Below are 17,363 nucleotides of genomic sequence, written 5' to 3' on the forward strand. Positions count from 1 at the left end.
GATCGGGGCGTCAGCGCCCCTTGCGGGTCCGGTGCGCCGCCCCGGGGCGTGGCCCCCAGGGTCAGTCTGGCGGATAGCTGGTGAACAGTTCGGTCGTCCCGTCGCCGCGGATCAGGTGCACCTCATAGGCTTCGCGCCGGCTCTCGGGGCCCATGCCGGGTGAGCCGAAGGGCATGTCGGGCACGGCAAGGCCCACAGCGTCGGGGCGTTCTGCCAGCAGGCGCCGGATGTCGGCGGCGGGAACGTGACCCTCGATCACGTAGCCCTCGACCGTCGCGGTATGGCACGAGGTCATCGCGGACGGAACGCCGCGGGCGGCCTTTTCGCGGACCAGCAGGCCGCCGGGCAGATCCTGTCCCACCGGCCGGAACCCGTGGGCCGCCAGATGGTCCATCCAGGCCACACAACAGCCGCAGCCGCTGGTCTTCATCACCTGGATCGGGGTTTCGCCCGCGGCGCCCGGAATCGGAAGCGCAGCCAGCATAAGGGCGAAAAGGGCCGTGGATCGGTGGATGTGTCGGTGCGGCATGGTCCTGCCTTTCGCGGGTGATCAATGCGCGGCATGCGCCACAGCCGTGGTCTTACGCCTTCCAGCAGGGGGAAGCTCAACCCAGGGGACCGGCCCGGAACCCTGCCTCACGGCGTCGTGATGCCCGCTGCGGAATGACGGATCAGAACCGTTCCGCCCCGATCTCGGGGGAAAGCGTCCGGTCCCCTTCGATCACGTCCAGGGCACGGCGCGCGAAACGGCCGGCGAGGGGGGCCAGCGCCGCGGCCTCTGGACCGGCGGCGTTTCCCGCCCGGGCGCGATCGGCAATACCGTGGAAGATCACCGCGAACCGGAACAGCGCAAAGGCAAGGTGGAAGGGGGCAAGCGGGACCGCGGGGCGGGCGTGGATGGAATATTCCGCGACGAATTCCTGCGGCGTGGGGATACCGCCCGCCTGCCAGCCCGTGCCACGGATGCCGCCATATTCGTCCGGCAAACTCAGCCACGGAATCACGCAAAAGGCCAGATCGGCCAGCGGATGGCCCAAGGTCGACAATTCCCAGTCGAGGACCGCGATCACCCGGGGCTCGGTCGGGTGTATCATCAGGTTGCCCAGCCGGAAATCGCCATGCGCGATCGCCACCGCCCCGTCGTCGGGCGGCAGGTTGGTGGGCAGCCACTCCGCCAGTGTGTCGAGCGCGGGGATGCGGGCGCCAGACGACTCGCCGTATGCCCTGGTCCAGCGCGCGATCTGGCGCTGAAAGTAGTTTCCGGGCTTGCCGAAATCCGCGAGTCCTACGTCTTCGGGGCGCACGGCATGCAGCCGCGCCAGAGTGCGGGCCATGTCGAAATAGATCGCCCGCCGTTCGCCGGGCGCCAAGCCCGGCAGCGTGCAGTCCGAGAACACCCGCCCCTCCAGCCGCTCCATCACGTAGAAGGGCGTACCCAGTACCGCCGCGTCCTCTTCCAGCCAGAGCGTGCGGGGCACCGGCACGTCGGTGGCCGCGAGCGCCCGCAGCACGCGGAACTCGCGCTCGACGGCATGGGCGCCGGGCAGGATCGGGCCAGTGGGCTTTTTCCGCAGCACCAGCCGCTGGTCGCCCCAGGTCACGAACCATGTGGGGTTGGACTGCCCGCCGCCGATCCGTTCAACCGAGAGCCCCGCCTCGCCCGGCAGCCTGCCCGCCAGCCACTCCGCCAGCCGCACTAGGTCGAGATCGCTCATTCCACCCCGGGCTCCCACGCCCAGAAGCCGCGCCCCTCGTCCACCCAGTGTCGGTTGAGAACCATCTGGTGCACCTCGTCCGCGCCGTCGACCAGGCGGGCCTGCCTTGCATAGCGGTAGATCCATTCCAGCACCGTGTCCTGCGAATAGCCGCGCGCGCCGTTGATCTGGATCGCCACGTCGGCGGCCTTGTGCAGCAGGTTCGCCACGTGGATCTTGGCCATCGACACCTCTTTGCGGGCAAAGCTGCCGCGGTCCAGCGCCCAGGCCGCCTTCATCACCAGAAGCCGCCCCACCTCGATGCCCATGGCGAGGTCGCCCAGCTTGATCTGCACGCTTTCGCGGCCGGAGAGCCGCACGCCGAAGCCGTGGCGGTTGGCGGCGTATTCCTGCGCGATCTCCATGCAGCGTTTCGCCAGCCCCAGCCAGCGCATGCAATGGGTCAGCCGCGCGGGACCCAGCCGCATCTGGGTGAGCTTCAGCCCCAGCCCCTCGCCCAGCAGGATCCGGTCGGCGGGCAGTTCGAGCCCGCCGTAGACCAGTTCGCAATGGCCGCCGTGTTCCTCGGGGCCCATCACGGGGATGCGCCGGTCGATGCGCCAGCCGGGGTCGTCGCGGTGGTGCAGGAAGGCCGTGAGCCCGCGGCGCGGATCGTCGGAGGTGCGGGCGAGCAGGATGAAATGGTCGGCCGCCCCGGCCCCGGTGATGAACCACTTGCGGCCCCGGATCACGTAGCGGTCGCCCTGCTTCTTCGCGGTGGTCAGCATCATGCCGGGGTCCGAGCCCCCACCCGGATGCGGCTCGGTCATGGCAAAGGCCGAGCGCGCGCGCCCCTCGGCGATGGGCGCGAGCCAGCGGGCCTTCTGCGCGTCGGTCGCGGCCTGTTCCAGCACCATCATGTTGCCGTCGTCGGGCGCGGCCGAATTGAACACCACGGGGCCGAAGATCGAGCGGTTCATCTCCTCGTAGCAGACCGACATGCCCACCTTGCAGAGCCCCTGCCCGCCGGTTTCGGGCCGCAGTTGCAGGCACCACAGCCCCTCGCCCCTCGCCTTGTCGCGCAGCGCATCGAGCCAGTCGTCGGCGATGTTGCCATGCGCGTCCCACGCGGCGCGGTTCGCCTCGACCGGCAGGATCTCGTCCTCGACGAAGCGGGCGATGCGGAGGCGGAAATCCTCGATGCGGGGACAGATCGTGAAATCCATGGAAAACGTCCTTCGGACCGACAAAGGGACCCACGACATCGTGCGCCCGCGGCACAAGGCTTCCATGCCTGGCGGGATCGGTCAACGCCAAGCGGGGGAACACTAGTCCGGCAGGCCGCCGGTCAGAACGTAGCGCAGGATCTGGACCACCTGCGCAGGGTCATCGGCAACCGCCAGGGCGGCTGCGTCGACCTCTTTCAGCGCGTGGGCGTGCTGGGGGCCGTGAAGGATGATCAGCGACTTGCCCAACGCAGCGGCATAGCCCGCGTCAAAGGCCGCATTCCACTGCTTGTAGTCCTCGCCGAAGCGGACCACCACGATATCGGCGTCCGCGATCCCCTTACGGGTGCGGATCGCATTCAGCTTCGCGCCCTTGTGGTCATGCCAGAACTTGTTCTCTTCGGCCCCCAGGATCGCCACGCCGCAATCGTCGCTGGCCGCATGATCGGTCACCGGGCTGTCGAAGGCCACGTTCAGCCCCTTCGCGCCCTCGACGATCCGCTCGCGCCAGTCGGTGTGGATCTCGCCCGACAGGTACACCTTCAGCGTCATCGTTCCCTCCTATCGCTTGTCTTCGGCCTCCCATGCGGCGCGCAGCATCCGCACCACCTCGTCATCCTCGACCTGGTCGAACTGGCTGTAATGCGCCCCGACCGCCCGGAAATCGCGCGGCGCCTCAAGGAAGAACAGCCGGTCGGTCATGCCCCGCATCTGCCAGATCGTTTCCTGTGGGCCGACGGGCACGGCAAGCCAGGTCTCGATCGGCCCGCGCTTGCGCAGCGCCTGCAGCACCGCGCGCACCGTCGCGCCCGTGGCGATGCCGTCGTCCACCACGATGACCGTGCGGCCCGCGATCTTCTGCGGGGCGCGGTCGCCCAGATACAACGCGCGGCGCGCGGCGATCTCGGTCAGCTTGCGGTCGACCTCGGGGGCGAAATCGGCGGGGGTCAGGCCGGCCATGGCCAGCACGTCGTCGTTGAACACGACCTCGCGGGCATTGCCGTCCACCACAGCGCCCGCGGCCAGTTCGGGGTTTCCCGGCATCCCGATCTTGCGCACGAAGGCCAGGTCCAGCGGCGCGCCCAGCGCCCGGGCCACCGGCACCGCCACCGGCACGCCGCCCCGCGGCAGGGCCAGCACCAGCGGGTTCTCGGGCCCGGCCTCGATCAGTTTCTCGGCCAACCTGTACCCGGCCTCTTCGCGGTTCTCGAACATGCGCCCCCCCCTTTGGCCCCTGCCCCGGCGGCCTAGCCGCGCAGGGTGCCGCCCGTGGCCTTGCCGACCTTCTCCACGATCTTCGCGCTGACCGCCTCGATCTCTTCGTCGGTCAGGGTACGGTCCATCGGCTGCATCCGCACGGTGATGGCCAGCGATTTCTTGCCCTCGCCAAGGCTGCCGCCAACGAACTCGTCGAAGACGCGGACCTCCTCAATCAGCGCCTTGTCGGCCCCCGCAGCGGCGTTGACCACGTTCAACGCATCGACAGTGCGGTCCAGCACGAAGGCGAAATCCCGCTCGACCGCCTGGAAGTCCGACACGCCCAGCGCGTCGCGCGTGGCGCCCGCCTTGCGCGGGAAGGGCGGTTCTTCCAGCCAGATCGTGAAGGCCATGGCGGGGCCCTTGACGTCCATCGCGCGCAGCACCCGGGGGTGCAACTCACCAAAGACCGCCAGCACCTTTTTCGGCCCGAGGCAGATCATGCCGTGGCGGCCGGGGTGCCACCACTCCGAGGCGCCGCGCAGGATCTGGGCGCGGGCCGGTGCGCCGATGGCGGCCAGCACCGCCTCGCAATCGGCCTTGGCGTCGTAGATGTCGACCGGACGGCGCGAGCCGTGCGGGTCGCGGGGGCCCGCCTGCCCGACCAGCAGGCCGGTGGCCAGCAGGTGCTGCTCGCCCGGTTCGGCGCCGTGAAAGGCGGGACCGATCTCGAACAGCGCAAGGTCCGCGAAGCCGCGAGCCTGGTTGCGGGCGGCCGCCTGCAACAGCCCCGGCAGCAGCGCCGGGCGCATGTGGCTCATCTCGCTGGAGATCGGGTTCTCCAGCGCGGTCGCCGCGTCCCCGCCCCCGAACAGCGCCGCCGAAGCCTGGTCGATGAAGGAATAGGTGACGCATTCGTTGTAGCCCAAGGCCGCGCAGGTCCGCCGCGCCGCCGCCTCGCGCTTCTGCAGCGGCGTCAGGATGCCGGTGGGCACGCCGAGATGACTGCGCGGCAACGGCTTGCCCACCAGTTTCGTCAGCGAGGCGACGCGGGCCACCTCCTCGACGAGGTCCGCCTCGCCCTGTACGTCGGGGCGCCAGGACGGCACATGCGCCATGTCGCCCTCCAGCCGGAAGCCGAGTGCCGCCAGCGTCGCGCGCTGCTCGTCCGCGGGGATGTCCATCCCCACCAGCCGCGCCACCCGGTCGGTGTCCAGCCGGAAGGCGCGGTCCAGCGCAGGCGCCGCGCCGTCGGTCACCACCTCGGAGGCCTCGCCGCCGCAGAGGTCCAGGATCATCCGCGTCGCGGCTTCCAGCCCCGGCAGCGTCCAGGCCGGGTCCACGCCCCGTTCGAACCGATAGCGGGCGTCCGAGTTGATCTTCAGCGCGCGGCCCGTCGCGGCGATGGTGATCGGGTCCCAATAGGCGCTTTCGAGGAAGACGTTTACCGTGTCCCCGGTCACGCCCGTCTGCGCGCCGCCCATCACGCCCGCGATGCTTTCGGGACCGGCGTCGTCTGAGATCACCATCATGCCCGGCGCGAAGGCATAGGCCTTGTCGTCCAGCGCGGTCAGCGTCTCGCCGCCTTTTGCCGGGTGGATGCGCACCCCCCCCTTGACCACATCCGCGTCGAAGACGTGCAGCGGGCGGTTCTGGTCGTAGGTGAAGAAGTTGGTGATATCGACCAGCGCCGAGATGGGACGCAGCCCGATCGCCTTCAGCCGGTCCTGCAGCCATTGGGGGCTCGGCCCGTTCTTCACGCCCCGGATCAGGCGGCCGGTGAAATGCGGGCAGCCCCTGTCCTTCAGCGCGGGGTCGATGCTCACGCCGATCGGGCAGGCAAAGGCGCCGGGGACGGGCTCGACGGTTTGCGGCTTCAGCCGTCCGATGCCGCGGGCGGCCAGGTCGCGGGCGATGCCGTGGACCCCCAGCGCGTCGGGGCGGTTCGGCGTGATCGCGATCTCGATCACCGGGTCGACGCGGGCGGGCGCGTTCGCCGCCAGCCAGTCGGTGAACCTCTGGCCGACCTCTCCGCTTGGCAGTTCGATGATGCCCTCGTGTTCGTCGCTGAGCTGCAACTCGCGTTCCGAGCACATCATGCCGTGGCTTTCGATCCCGCGGATCTTGCCGACCTGGATGATCGTGTCGATACCGGGGATGTAGGTGCCCGGATGGGCCACGACGACGGTGATCCCCTCGCGCGCGTTGGGGGCGCCGCAGATGATCTGCTGCTCGCCCTGGCCGGTGGCGACCTGGCAGACGCGAAGGCGGTCGGCGTCGGGGTGTTTCTCGGCCTTGAGCACGCGACCGATGGTGAACTCCTCGAGCTTCACGGCCGGGTTCTCGACGCCCTCGACCTCCAGCCCCAGGTCGGTCAGCGCGTAGAGGATGTCATCAAGGCTCGCCTCGGTCTCGAGGTGGTCCTTCAGCCAGGAGAGGGTGAATTTCATTGACCGGTTCCCAACTTGAGCAATTGAGTTGCGACATGCACGGCGACAGCTTTGACGACATCAAGGGCCGCACCACCGCCAACCTCAGTCAACTTGTCCTTGGTTCGCCTCCAAACGGTGTCATCCCGGATCGCGTCCAGGTAGTCATGTCCGGCATTCGTAAGGCGGAACTTCCTTACGGCGGTAGCGTTTGACGCATCTTCGCGACCTGGTGCGGAAAGATGATCAAACTCTTTCACGAAACCAGCGTCTTTCATCAACTCGAAATGATACTTCTTTTTGTGATCCCAACCTCTTGGGAGAACGTCGATCTCCGTTCGATCTACTTCTACCACTTCGGCATGGACGAACTCACTCCGCCATTCGTCCGCTTCAAGCTCCTGTAGAAAACATCTTATGAAATCTAGGTCCCGCTTCACCTGCTCAACCCCCCATGCAGCGTCGGCATGTCGAGCGCGCTGAACCCGTAATGCCTCAGCCACCGCAGGTCGGAATCGAAGAACGCCCGCAAATCCGGAATCCCGTATTTCAGCATCGCCAGACGGTCGATGCCCATCCCGAAGGCGAAGCCCTGCCATTCGTCGGGGTCGATCCCGCCCGCGGCCAGCACCTTGGGGTGGACCATGCCGCTCCCGAGGATTTCCATCCAGTCGTTGCCCTCGCCGATCTTCAGCGCGCCGCCCTCCCAGGAACAGCGGATGTCGACCTCGGCGGAGGGTTCCGTGAACGGGAAATGCGAGGCGCGGAAGCGCAGCTCGACGCCGTCGACCTCGAAGAAGGCGCGGCAGAATTCTTCCAGCACCCATTTCAGGTTGGCCATGGAAATGTCGCGGTCGATCGCCAGCCCCTCGACCTGGTGGAACATCGGCGTGTGGGTCTGGTCGTAGTCGCAGCGATAGACGCGCCCCGGCGCGATCACCCGGATCGGGGCACCCTGCGCCTGCATCGCGCGGATCTGCACGGGCGAGGTATGGGTGCGCAGCACGTGGGGCGCGCGGTCGTCGCCGGCGGCACGCGACATGAAGAAGGTGTCGTGTTCCTGCCGGGCGGGGTGCTCGGGCGGAATGTTCAGCGCGTCGAAGTTGAACCAGTCGCTTTCGATCTGCGGACCTTCTGCGACCGCAAAGCCCATGTCGGCGAAGATCGCGGTGATCTCCTCGGTCACCTGGCTGACGGGGTGGATCGTGCCGCGGGGCCGCGGCCTGCCGGGCAGGGTGACGTCCAGCCATTCGGCGCGCAGCCGCTCTTCCAGCGCGGCATCGCCCAGCGCGGCCTTGCGGGCGGCCAGCGCCGCATTGATCTCGTCCTTCAGCGCGTTGAGTTTCGGGCCCATGACCTGCCGGTCCTCGGGGGTCATGCGGCCAAGCTCGCGCATCTGCAGGCTGATCTCGCCCTTCTTGCCAAGGGCTGCCACGCGCAGATCCTCCAGCGCGGCCTCGTCGGCGGCACCGGCAATCGCGTCGATGTATTTCTGCCTGAGATCGTCCATTCCCGGGGCCCCTTCGCTGGCATTCGGCGGCGTCGATAACACAGGGGCGGCGGATTGCAAATGCGGGGGATGGCGAGGCAGGCCCTGCCGGTCCGGGCGGCAGCGGCGCGGGCGAGTGCCGAAAAACCGGGCGGCGGGGGCGACAGGCGGGGCACAGGCCGGTCGCGGTGTTGACCGGGCGCGCGGCCGGGCAAGGATGGAATGGCAGGCGGTGGACGCGGCACACCCGGCCGGACCGGGTGTGCCGCGTCAGCCCCTTGCACGAAAGGGGCGCGGATGACCGCAGACGAGGCATATCGCTGGCTGATCGAGGGCACCGCGCCAGGGGCCGACCCGTTCGACGCCCATGTTCTGGCCTCGATCCTCGCGCTTGCCATTGCCGAGGGCGGCACGTCGGGCAACGTCCCCGCCCATGCGGGGCTGGACCGGGCGGCGCTGGCGAGGCTGGCCCAGTCGCTGTTCCCCGGCTGTGCCGCGCGCCTTGCGGCACTGGCGACGCGGGACCCACCCCCGCCCGAGGTCGAACAGGACGCGGTGCGCGACCTGCTTGCCGCCCATGCCACCGGCCAGGGTCCGCTGGGACGCCCGCTTGCAGCGATGATCGCCCGCCGCGCGATGGAGGCCGATCATCTGTGGCAGGATCTGGGGCTGAATGACCGGGACGAGCTTTCGGCGCTGCTCGACCGCCATTTCGCGCCGCTCGCCCGGCAGAACGTGGACGGCATGAAGTGGAAGCGCTTCTTCTACCGCAAGCTCTGCGAAGCCGAGGGGTTCGTGCTGTGCACCGCCCCGGTCTGCACCGCGTGCCAGGATGTCGAGATGTGCTTTGGCGAAGAGAGCGGCGAGGCCCGGCTGGCGCGCGTGGGGCGGGTCGGCCGCGAAGGGAGCGCGCCGCACCCGCGTCGTTGACAGCGGCCGTTCCCGGGGGCCCAATGGCGGGCAGGCCCGGAAGACGAGGGAGAACGGTCGTGCTGCGCGTTGTCCTGTCGGCGGCGTTGCTCTGGGGGATCGGCGGCGGCGCCGCCGTCCCGCAGCAAACCGCGTTCGACACCTGGATGTTCGGCGACGGCGAGTTCCGCCAGAACGCGGCCTGGATCCTCGCGCGGACCGGCCGGTCGGTGGCAAGCCTGACGGTCGAATGCGACGGCGGCATCCCGTATGTCGATTTCGAGGCCGGGTATTTCCCCCAGGGCGCGTTCTCGGGGCAGGTGGTCTTTGGCTTCGCCGAGGGCGGCTTAGCACTGCCCGCCACCTATGACAGCAGCGTGGCCGAACCCGGCTGGCGCTCGGTCTTCGCGCAGGAGCTTTACGACCGTTTCCGGACCGCGACAGGGGTTTCGGTTGATGGCGGCCCGCTCGGGGCAGCGACGTTTCCGCTGGACGGGGCCGCCGCGGCGATCGACCGGGTGCTGGCGGGCTGTGCCGCGACAGCGCGCGCCGCCCCGGCCGGGGCGGCGCCCGATGCGGCCACCCTGACGCTGGCCTTCGTGCAGGGCCGGATCGCCGAGGCCTGTCCCTCGGGGGGCAGCTTCGGGCGGGGGGCGCTGGTTCAGACCGATATCGACGGCGACGGCCTCAACGATTACCTGGTCGACTGGGGCGAGGTCTCGTGCCCGCCGATGGGGCGAGGCGCCGGGTTCTGCGGGGCGGCGCTGTGCACGATCGACGTCTATGCCTCGTCGATCTTCCGCCCGGGCGGTTATCCGCAGGCAATCCTCGGCCTTCACAAGGAGGTGCAGCCCTTCGGCGCCCCGTTCCAGTTGCGCGTCCAGACACGGCACGGACCCGTCGCCTGGCGCTGGACCGGGACAGAGCTGCAGGCACAATAGAAAAAGCCGCCCCATGGGGCGGCCTTCACGGTGCCGATGGGCACGGGGCTCAGGCCAGCGCGGCCTTGGCCCTTTCGACGATGGCGCCGAACGCCTCGGGCTCGTTCACGGCGAGATCGGCCAGCACCTTGCGGTCGACCTCGATCCCGGCAGTGCTGAGGCCGTTGATGAAGCGCGAATAGGTCAGCGCCTCGTCATGGGCGCGAACCGCGGCGTTGATCCGCTGGATCCACAGCGCGCGGAAGTTCCGCTTGCGCTGCTTGCGGTCGCGCGTCGCGTACTGGTTGGCCTTGTCGACGGCCTGGGTGGCGGTGCGAAAGGCGTTGCCGCGGCGGCCGTAATAGCCTTTGGCGGCCTTGATGACCTTCTTGTGGCGGGCGTGGGTGGTCGTACCACCTTTGACTCTGGACATGGCTCGGCCTCCTCAGCGTTCGTAGGGCATGTAGGACTTGGCCAGCTTCTCGTCCGGAGCCGAGAGCGTGCTGGTGCCACGCGCACTGCGGATGAACTTTGTCGTCCGCTTGATCATGCCGTGCCGCTTGCCGGCCTGCGCGGCGAGAACCCGCCCCGTCGCCGTGACCTTGAAGCGCTTCTTGGCGCTCGACTTGGTCTTCATCTTGGGCATTTCCGTCTCCTCTTCGGGCGGTTGAGGCGCGACTCGGCATGCCACCTGGGCCGGCCGCACCGGTAGAGGGCGTCCCTATAAGGGCCATGCCCGCCGCTGGCAAGGGGGAAAGGCGCCCTGAAAGCGCCCTTCCCTATTGGACGTAGCGGTTGATGACCCGGGCAAAGACCCGCGGCACGTCCTCGACGGTATAGCCCTTCGGGTTCTGCATCACCGCCGCCGCGATCAGCCCGCCCGAGATCAGCACCATGATCGCCGCCGCGCGCGGGGCGTGGCCATGGGTAAAGGCGGACAGGATGGCAGGCACGGCAAGAAGGCCCACCACGCAGCCGATCACGAGAAAGAGGTCGGCCTGCATCGACCGTCTCCGACTGGATTAACGCGCCGTCATTATTCCGGCTCGACGTTGAAAATCAACCGTTCCTCACAGGGTGCCACGCGCAGGATGTTGGTCGAGCCGGGTATGTTGAAGGGCAGGCCGGCGATCACGATGATCCGGTCCTCGCCCTCGCCATAGCCGCCCTCGCGCGCCGCGCGCGCCGCGCTGACCACGGCCATCTTGAAACGTTCGACCTTGGAGTTGAAGTAGCAGTTGATGCCCCAGGACAGGCACAACCGCCGCGCGGTGCCGGCATAGGGCGTCAGCGCTAGGATGGGCACGCGGGGCCGCTCGCGCGCGGTCTTGAGCGCGGTTGTGCCGCTTTCCGTGAAGCAGCAGATCGCCTTGATGTCGGTGGTCTCGGCGATTTCGCGGGCGGCCGCGACGATGCCGTCGGCAACCGTGGTGCGGCTGGCCTGGCGGCTCGATTCGATGATCGTGCGGTAGGTCGGGTCGCTTTCCACCTCGATCGCCACGTTGTTCATCGTGGTCACCGCCTCGATCGGATATTGCCCGGCCGCCGATTCCGCCGACAGCATCACCGCATCGGCCCCCTCGTAGATCGCGGTGGCGACGTCCGACACCTCGGCCCGCGTCGGCATCGGGCTTTCGATCATGCTTTCCAGCATCTGGGTCGCGACGATCACCGGCTTGGCCGCGGCCCGGCAGGCCCGCACCAGGCGCTTCTGGATGGGCGGTACGTTCTGCACGGGAATTTCCACGCCCAGATCGCCGCGCGCCACCATGATCCCGTCCGACACGGCGAGGATCTCGTCGAAGCATTTCACCGCTGCGGGCTTTTCGATCTTGGACAGGATCGCGGCGCGGCTGCCGACGATGCCACGCGCCTCGGTCACGTCCTCGGGGCGCTGGACGAAGCTCAGCGCAACCCAGTCGACGCCAAGTTCCAGCACGAAATCGAGATCGCGCCGGTCCTTGTCCGACAGCGCGGCGAGCGGCAGCACCACGTCGGGCACATTGACGCCCTTGCGGTTCGAGATCGTGCCGCCCACCACCACCTCGCAATCGGCGAAGTCGGGGCCACATGCCTTGACCCGAAGGCGGATCTTGCCGTCGTTGACCAGAAGCGAGGCACCCGGCTCCAGCGCGGCAAAGATCTCGGGATGCGGCAGTTGCACCCGGTGCGCTTCGCCGGGGGTGTCGTCCAGATCGAGGCGAAAATTCTGCCCATCCTCCAGCTCCGCCGCGCCATTGGCGAAGACGCCGCAGCGCAGCTTGGGACCCTGGAGATCGGCGAGGATCGCGATCGGCCGCCCGGTATCCTCCTCGATCCGGCGGATGATCGCATGGCGGCGGGCGATTTCCTCGTGGCTGCCATGGCTCATGTTCAGCCGGAAGACGTCTGCCCCCGCCTCGAACAGATTGCGGATCATGTCATAGTCGTCGGAGGCCGGGCCCAGCGTGGCCACGATCTTGAGGTTGCGTAGACGTCTCATCCTGCCTCATCATTTGGCTGACACCCGGCAATGGTGTATGCGCCGGTACACACACTCTCTAGGACGAAACCCGGTCAGGTGACAACTGGTGCTTCTGCCGCGCCTGTCCTATAGGCATGTGACCGTGAAAGATGACACCCGGATGACCTTTCAACCGTTCGAGACGATCGAGGCGGGACGATCGTCCCGCTGGCTTGTGACCTGCGACCATGCCACCAACATCGTGCCACCCACGGTGAATGGCGGCGATCTGGGTATCGCGCCCGCGGACATGGCCCGCCACATCGCCTGGGACCCGGGCGCGGCGGGCGTGGCACTGCGGCTGGCCGAACTGCTGGACGCACCGCTCACGATGACGCGGTTCTCCCGGCTGGTGATCGACCCGAACCGCGGCGAGGACGACCCGACGCTGGTGATGCGGCTCTACGACGGCACCGTGATCCCGGCGAACCGGGCGGTGGACGCCGCCGAGATCGAGCGCCGGCTTGCCGCGTTCTGGCGCCCCTACGACGCCGAGCTTGCCCGGCTGTCGGCACGGCGGCGCGACACCGTCTTCGTCTCGGTCCACAGCTTCACGCCGCGTCTGAACGGCCGCGGCGACCGGCCCTGGCAGATCGGCATCCTGCACGCCGCCGACGACCGGCTGGCCCGGCCGCTGATCGACCGGCTGCGGCGCGAGCCCGATCTGTGCGTCGGCGAGAACGAACCCTATGGCGGCCACCTGCGGGGCGACGCCATCGACCGGCACGCCATCGCCAACGGGCTGCCAAACGTGCTGATCGAGCTACGTAACGACGTGATCTCGACCGAACGGGACCAGATCGCCTGGGCCGAGCGGCTGGCGCCGATCCTGGCCGAGGTTCTGGCCGAAACCGGGCTGTGACAGGGAGGACAGGACATGGACGACGCAACGCGCACCGAGATCGAGGCCGCCGCCTTCCGCCGGCTGCGCCAGCACCTGATGGACGACAGGCCCGACGTGCAGAACATCGACCTGATGAATCTGGCCGGGTTCTGCCGCAACTGCCTGTCGCGCTGGTGGCAGGAGGCCGCCGCCGAGCGCGGCATCGAGATGACCCAGGACGCGGCGCGCGCGGCGTTCTACGGCATGCCCTATGACGAATGGAAGGCCCGCCACCAGACCGAGGCGGGGCCCGACAAGCAGGCTGCCTTCGAGAAGGCCTTCGCCGAGAACGTGGGCAAGCGCCAAGACTGACCGGGTTCATCCGCAAGGCATTGGGCATGGGGCTGGCCGTCGCGCTGTCGCACAGCGCGGGAACAGGCAGCTAGCGCGCCACCGCCAGCAGCGCGTCGAGGTCGAGATCGGCCTCGATCTCGTCGGCAAACGCATCAAGCGCCTGGTCCAGCCGCGCGGCATGGTCCATGGCCGAGGCGGTGGCGCCCAGCGCCATCAGCCAGTGGCCCCGGAAGCCATCCGAGCCGAACAGCCCGTGCAGGTAACTGCCCATCACCCGGCCATCGGCGGACACCGCGCCCTCGGCCACGCCGTCCGGCCGCAGCCACGGGCGGGACATGCCCGTGCCGGTCGTCCGGCCCATGTGAATCTCATAGCCCGTGACCCGCGCGCCGCTGATCGCGTCGGTGGCGTCGACCTCGACCAGGCGCTTGTCGCCGGTCAGCACCGTCTCGACATCGAGCAGCCCCAGACCCTCGGTGTCACCCGCCGGTCCCTCGATCCCATCGGGGTCGCGGACCATCCGGCCCAGCATCTGGAACCCCGCGCAAAGCCCGGCCACCCTGCCCCCGCGGCGCAGATGGGCGCGGATGTCGATGTCCCAGCCTTCGGCGCGGATCGCCGCCAGCGCCGCCCGGGTCGCCTTGGAGCCGGAGAGCAGCACCACGCCCGCCCCGGCCGGAATCGGCTGGCCGGGGCGGACCCAGACCAGATCGACGCCGGGCTCGGCCGCCAGCGGGTCGAGATCGTCGAAATTCGCCATCCGTGGCAGTTCCGGCACCGCGATCACCAGCCCGCCGCCCGCCCCCCGCTTGCGGCCGAGGCCCAGGGAATCCTCCTCGGGCAGGGCGCGTGCCGCCTCGGACCAGCGGACCAGGCCCAGCACCGGCCAGCCGGTTTCGGCGCGGATATCGGCCGCCGCGGGGGCAAAGACGGCGGGATCGCCACGGAACTTGTTGACGATCAGGCCCTTGATGCGGGCGCGTTCAGACGCCGTCCACAGAGTGTGATGGCCAATCGCCGCGGCCGTGACGCCCCCACGCGACTCGTCGGCAACCAGCACCGCGGGCAGGCCGGCGGCCTCGGCCAGCCCCATGTTGGAAATGTCCTGCGGGCGCAGATAGCGTTCCGCCCCGCTGCCCGCGCCCTCGACCAGAACCAGGTCATGGCTGGCGGACAGAAAGTCGAGGCTTTGGCAGACCGCCGCGCGCAGGTCGGGTTTCAGGCGCTGATAGGCCGCGGCGGAATAGCGGCCCAGCACCCGGCCCTGCAAAACCACCTGGGCGTCGATGTCGGTTTCGGGCTTGAGCAGCACCGGGTTCATGTGGACGGTCAGCGGAACACCCGCGGCGCGCGCCTGCAAGGCCTGCGCCCGGCCGATCTCGCCGCCATCGGCGGTGACGGCGGCGTTGTTCGACATGTTCTGCGCCTTGAACGGCGCGACCTTCAGGCCGCGGCGCGCCCAGGCGCGGCACAGGCCCGCGACCAGCAGGCTCTTGCCCACATCCGAGCCGGTGCCCAGCACCATCAGCCGCCGCGCGGTCATCGCGCCAGCGCCAGCAGCGCGTCGAGGTCGAGATCGGACTCCAGCTGATCGGCCAGCGCGTCGAGCGTGGTCTCGACCTGGGCGGCGTGGTCCAGACCCGACGCCCGCCCACCCATCGCGCCCAGCCAGTGGCCGCGGAAGGCATCCGAACCGAACAGCCCGTGGACATAGCCGCCCGTCACGAGGCCATCGGCCGAAACCGCCCCTTCGGGCGTGCCATCGAGGACAAGCCAGGGACGGGCAAGCCCGGGGCCGGTCGTCCGGCCCATGTGCATCTCGTAGCCGGTGACGCGCGCAGCGCTGAGCGTGTCGGTGGCGTCGATCTCGACCAGCCGCTTGTCGGTCGAGATGGTCGTCTCGACATCGAGAAGGCCAAGGCCCGGGGTTTCGCCCGGGGGGCCCTCGATCCCGTCCGGGTCGCGCACCAGCCGCCCCAGCATCTGGAACCCGGCGCAGATGCCGACCACCCGCCCGCCGCGCCGCACATGGGCCAGGATGTCGATGTCCCAGCCCTGCGCGCGCAGCGCCTCAAGCGCGGGGCGCGTGGTCTTGGAGCCGGGCAGCAGCACCACATCGGCCGCGGCCGGGATCGGCTGGCCCGGCCTGACCCAGACCAGATCGACCCCGGGTTCCGAGGACAGCGGGTCCAGATCGTCGAAATTCGCCACCCGGTCGATCTGCGGCACCGCGATCACCAGCCCGCCGCGGGCCGACCGCGCCGGCCGTTCGAGGGCCAGCGCATCCTCGGCGGGCAGCAGCGCTGCTCCCTCGAACCAGCGCGCCACCCCCAGCAGCGGCCAGCCGGTGGTCCCGGTGATGGTCCGGCAGGCGGGTTCGTAGAGCGAGAAATAGCCGCGGAACTTGTTGACCAGAAACCCCCGGATCCGGGCGCGTTCCTCGGGGTCGTGCAGCAGCCACGATCCCACCACCGCCGCCATCGCCCCGCCCCGGTCGTTGTCGGTCAGCAGCACCACCGGCACGTCGGCGGCCTCGGCAAAGCGCATGTTGGCGATGTCCGACCGGCGCAGATGCGTTTCGGTGCCTGCCCCCGCGCCCTCGACCAGCACCAGGTCGGCCTCGGCCGCGACCCGGCGGTAGCTGTCCATCACCGCGGGCATCAATTGCGGCTTTAGGCTGTGATAGTGCCGCGCGGGCCAGTTGCCCAATGGCCGGCCGCGCACCACCACCTGCGAGCCCACCATCGCCTGCGGTTTCAGCAAGATCGGGTTCATGTGGATCGAGGGGGCCAGCCCAGCGGCGCGGGCCTGCAACGCCTGCGCCCGGCCGATCTCGCCCCGCGGCGCCAGACCGTCCGGGCCGGGGGGCAGGTCGCTGTCGGCCGTCACGGCAGCATTGTTCGACATGTTCTGCGCCTTGAACGGCGCGACCTTCAGGCCGCGGCGGGCATAGGCGCGGCACAGGCCCGCGACCAGCAGGCTCTTGCCCACATCGGAACTGGTGCCCTGGATCATCAGGGACCGCCCCCGGCGCGGCGGGGCGGGGTCGAGGATCGGCACCTCGATCACGGGAATCGGCGGGGGGGCATCGTCCGGGGGCAGGTCAGAGGTCATCGCGCATCTCTTTCGGGACCCGCGGGGAATGAGGCCGGCACCGGTTTCTGTCAAGCCGCTCAGAACTCGACCCCCGGCTGGCCCTTGATACCCGACCGGAACGGGTGCTTGACCAGTGTCATCTCGGTCACCAGATCGGCCGCCTCGATCAACGCCTCGGGGGCATTCCGGCCGGTCAGGACCACGTGGGTCAGCGGCGGTTTCTCGTCGCAGAGAAAGGCCACGACCTCGGCCGCATCCAGCAGCCCATGGCGCAGCGCGATGTTGATCTCGTCCAGCAGAACCATGCGGATCGCGGGATCGCGGATCAGGTCCCGGGCCTTTTGCCAGCCACGTTCGGCCGCGGCGGCGTCGCGGGCGCGGTCCTGGGTTTCCCACGAAAAGCCCTCGCCCATCGCGTGGAACTGGCAGAGATCCCCGAAGCGGTCCGTCAGCAGCCGCCGTTCGCCGGTGTCCCACGCCCCCTTGACGAACTGCACCACCGCGCAGGGCATGGCGTGGGCAATGCAGCGCAGGATCATCCCGAACCCGGCCGAGGACTTGCCCTTGCCCGCGCCGGTATGAACGATGACCAGCCCCCTGTCGGCGGTCTTTCCCGCCATCATCCGGTCGCGCGCCGCCTTCTTCCTGGCCATCTTGGCGGCGTGGCGGGCGTTCTCGTCGGCGGCCTGTCCGGTCTCGGCCATGTCCTGTTCCTTGCATCTG

19 protein-coding genes are annotated in these 17,363 nt (G+C 69.1%); 4 read left to right on the forward strand and 15 right to left on the reverse strand.

Annotation, left to right across the window (positions count from 1 at the left end; all coding sequences use genetic code 11):
* Positions 1-61: 61 nt before the first annotated feature.
* The 8 genes from EV655_RS01165 to pheS all read right to left on the reverse strand — a co-directional run bounded on the left by EV655_RS01165 (position 62) and on the right by pheS (position 8,056).
* The gene (locus tag EV655_RS01165; protein ID WP_424511293.1) at positions 62-514 is read right to left on the reverse strand and encodes a DUF411 domain-containing protein; all 453 of its coding nucleotides are present in this window, start codon (positions 512-514) and stop codon (positions 62-64) included.
* 157 nt (positions 515-671) lie between these two features.
* On the reverse strand, positions 672-1,715 hold the full coding sequence (locus EV655_RS01170; protein WP_132540528.1) for a phosphotransferase family protein: 1,044 nt from the start codon (positions 1,713-1,715) through the stop codon (positions 672-674).
* Entirely contained in the window at positions 1,712-2,920 is a 1,209-nt protein-coding gene (locus EV655_RS01175) for an acyl-CoA dehydrogenase family protein (RefSeq protein ID WP_132540531.1), read from the reverse strand. Before EV655_RS01175 ends, EV655_RS01170 begins: the two co-directional genes overlap by 4 nt.
* Positions 2,921-3,022: 102 nt before the next feature.
* Positions 3,023-3,472 (reverse strand): YtoQ family protein, encoded by a 450-nt coding sequence (locus tag EV655_RS01180; RefSeq protein ID WP_132540534.1) that lies wholly within the window; start codon positions 3,470-3,472, stop codon positions 3,023-3,025.
* Positions 3,473-3,481: 9 nt separating this feature from the next.
* Entirely contained in the window at positions 3,482-4,135 is a 654-nt protein-coding gene (locus EV655_RS01185; protein ID WP_132540537.1) for a phosphoribosyltransferase, read from the reverse strand.
* Between the two features lie 32 nt (positions 4,136-4,167).
* Positions 4,168-6,567 carry a phenylalanine--tRNA ligase subunit beta gene (gene pheT, locus EV655_RS01190; RefSeq protein WP_132540540.1) on the reverse strand — a complete coding sequence of 800 codons (2,400 nt, stop codon included), beginning with the start codon at positions 6,565-6,567 and terminating at the stop codon, positions 4,168-4,170.
* The gene (locus tag EV655_RS01195; protein WP_165905229.1) at positions 6,564-6,986 is read right to left on the reverse strand and encodes a DUF2513 domain-containing protein; all 423 of its coding nucleotides are present in this window, start codon (positions 6,984-6,986) and stop codon (positions 6,564-6,566) included. Before EV655_RS01195 ends, pheT begins: the two co-directional genes overlap by 4 nt.
* Positions 6,983-8,056: a phenylalanine--tRNA ligase subunit alpha gene (pheS, locus tag EV655_RS01200; protein WP_132540546.1), complete on the reverse strand. Its 1,074-nt coding sequence runs from the start codon at positions 8,054-8,056 to the stop codon at positions 6,983-6,985. Before pheS ends, EV655_RS01195 begins: the two co-directional genes overlap by 4 nt.
* A gap of 276 nt (positions 8,057-8,332) precedes the next feature.
* Between pheS and EV655_RS01205 the strand changes: the two genes are divergently transcribed.
* Positions 8,333-8,965: a nitrogen fixation protein NifQ gene (locus EV655_RS01205; RefSeq protein ID WP_132540549.1), complete on the forward strand. Its 633-nt coding sequence runs from the start codon at positions 8,333-8,335 to the stop codon at positions 8,963-8,965.
* Positions 8,966-9,024: 59 nt separating this feature from the next.
* Positions 9,025-9,885: a hypothetical protein gene (locus EV655_RS01210; protein ID WP_132540552.1), complete on the forward strand. Its 861-nt coding sequence runs from the start codon at positions 9,025-9,027 to the stop codon at positions 9,883-9,885.
* Between the two features lie 49 nt (positions 9,886-9,934).
* Here the strand turns inward: EV655_RS01210 and rplT are convergent, their stop codons facing one another.
* From rplT to pyk, 4 genes are all read right to left on the reverse strand, one after another.
* Positions 9,935-10,297, reverse strand: a complete 363-nt coding sequence (gene rplT / locus EV655_RS01215) for a 50S ribosomal protein L20 (protein ID WP_132540554.1) — start codon at positions 10,295-10,297, stop codon at positions 9,935-9,937.
* 12 nt (positions 10,298-10,309) lie between these two features.
* Positions 10,310-10,510: a 50S ribosomal protein L35 gene (gene rpmI / locus EV655_RS01220; RefSeq protein WP_132540556.1), complete on the reverse strand. Its 201-nt coding sequence runs from the start codon at positions 10,508-10,510 to the stop codon at positions 10,310-10,312.
* A gap of 133 nt (positions 10,511-10,643) precedes the next feature.
* On the reverse strand, positions 10,644-10,868 hold the full coding sequence (locus EV655_RS01225; protein WP_132540558.1) for a hypothetical protein: 225 nt from the start codon (positions 10,866-10,868) through the stop codon (positions 10,644-10,646).
* A gap of 32 nt (positions 10,869-10,900) precedes the next feature.
* A complete protein-coding gene (gene pyk / locus EV655_RS01230) occupies positions 10,901-12,346 on the reverse strand; it encodes a pyruvate kinase (protein WP_132540561.1) in 1,446 nt (481 codons plus the stop codon).
* A 142-nt stretch (positions 12,347-12,488) separates the two neighbouring features.
* Between pyk and EV655_RS01235 the strand changes: the two genes are divergently transcribed.
* Positions 12,489-13,229 (forward strand): N-formylglutamate amidohydrolase, encoded by a 741-nt coding sequence (locus EV655_RS01235; protein ID WP_132540564.1) that lies wholly within the window; start codon positions 12,489-12,491, stop codon positions 13,227-13,229.
* Positions 13,230-13,244: 15 nt separating this feature from the next.
* Positions 13,245-13,562 (forward strand): DUF1244 domain-containing protein, encoded by a 318-nt coding sequence (locus EV655_RS01240; RefSeq protein ID WP_132540567.1) that lies wholly within the window; start codon positions 13,245-13,247, stop codon positions 13,560-13,562.
* A gap of 70 nt (positions 13,563-13,632) precedes the next feature.
* On the opposite strand, the gene EV655_RS01245 is transcribed toward EV655_RS01240, so the two are convergent.
* The 3 genes from EV655_RS01245 to cobO form a co-directional block, all read right to left on the reverse strand.
* Positions 13,633-15,087 carry a cobyric acid synthase gene (locus tag EV655_RS01245; RefSeq protein ID WP_132540570.1) on the reverse strand — a complete coding sequence of 485 codons (1,455 nt, stop codon included), beginning with the start codon at positions 15,085-15,087 and terminating at the stop codon, positions 13,633-13,635.
* Positions 15,084-16,559: a cobyric acid synthase gene (locus tag EV655_RS01250; protein WP_424511294.1), complete on the reverse strand. Its 1,476-nt coding sequence runs from the start codon at positions 16,557-16,559 to the stop codon at positions 15,084-15,086. The genes EV655_RS01245 and EV655_RS01250 overlap by 4 nt, the downstream gene beginning before the upstream one ends.
* A 158-nt stretch (positions 16,560-16,717) precedes the next feature.
* Entirely contained in the window at positions 16,718-17,344 is a 627-nt protein-coding gene (cobO, locus tag EV655_RS01255) for a cob(I)yrinic acid a,c-diamide adenosyltransferase (protein WP_132540576.1), read from the reverse strand.
* Between the last annotated feature and the right edge of the window lie 19 nt (positions 17,345-17,363).

Source organism: Rhodovulum euryhalinum, assembly GCF_004342445.1.
Taxonomy (GTDB): domain Bacteria; phylum Pseudomonadota; class Alphaproteobacteria; order Rhodobacterales; family Rhodobacteraceae; genus Rhodovulum; species Rhodovulum euryhalinum.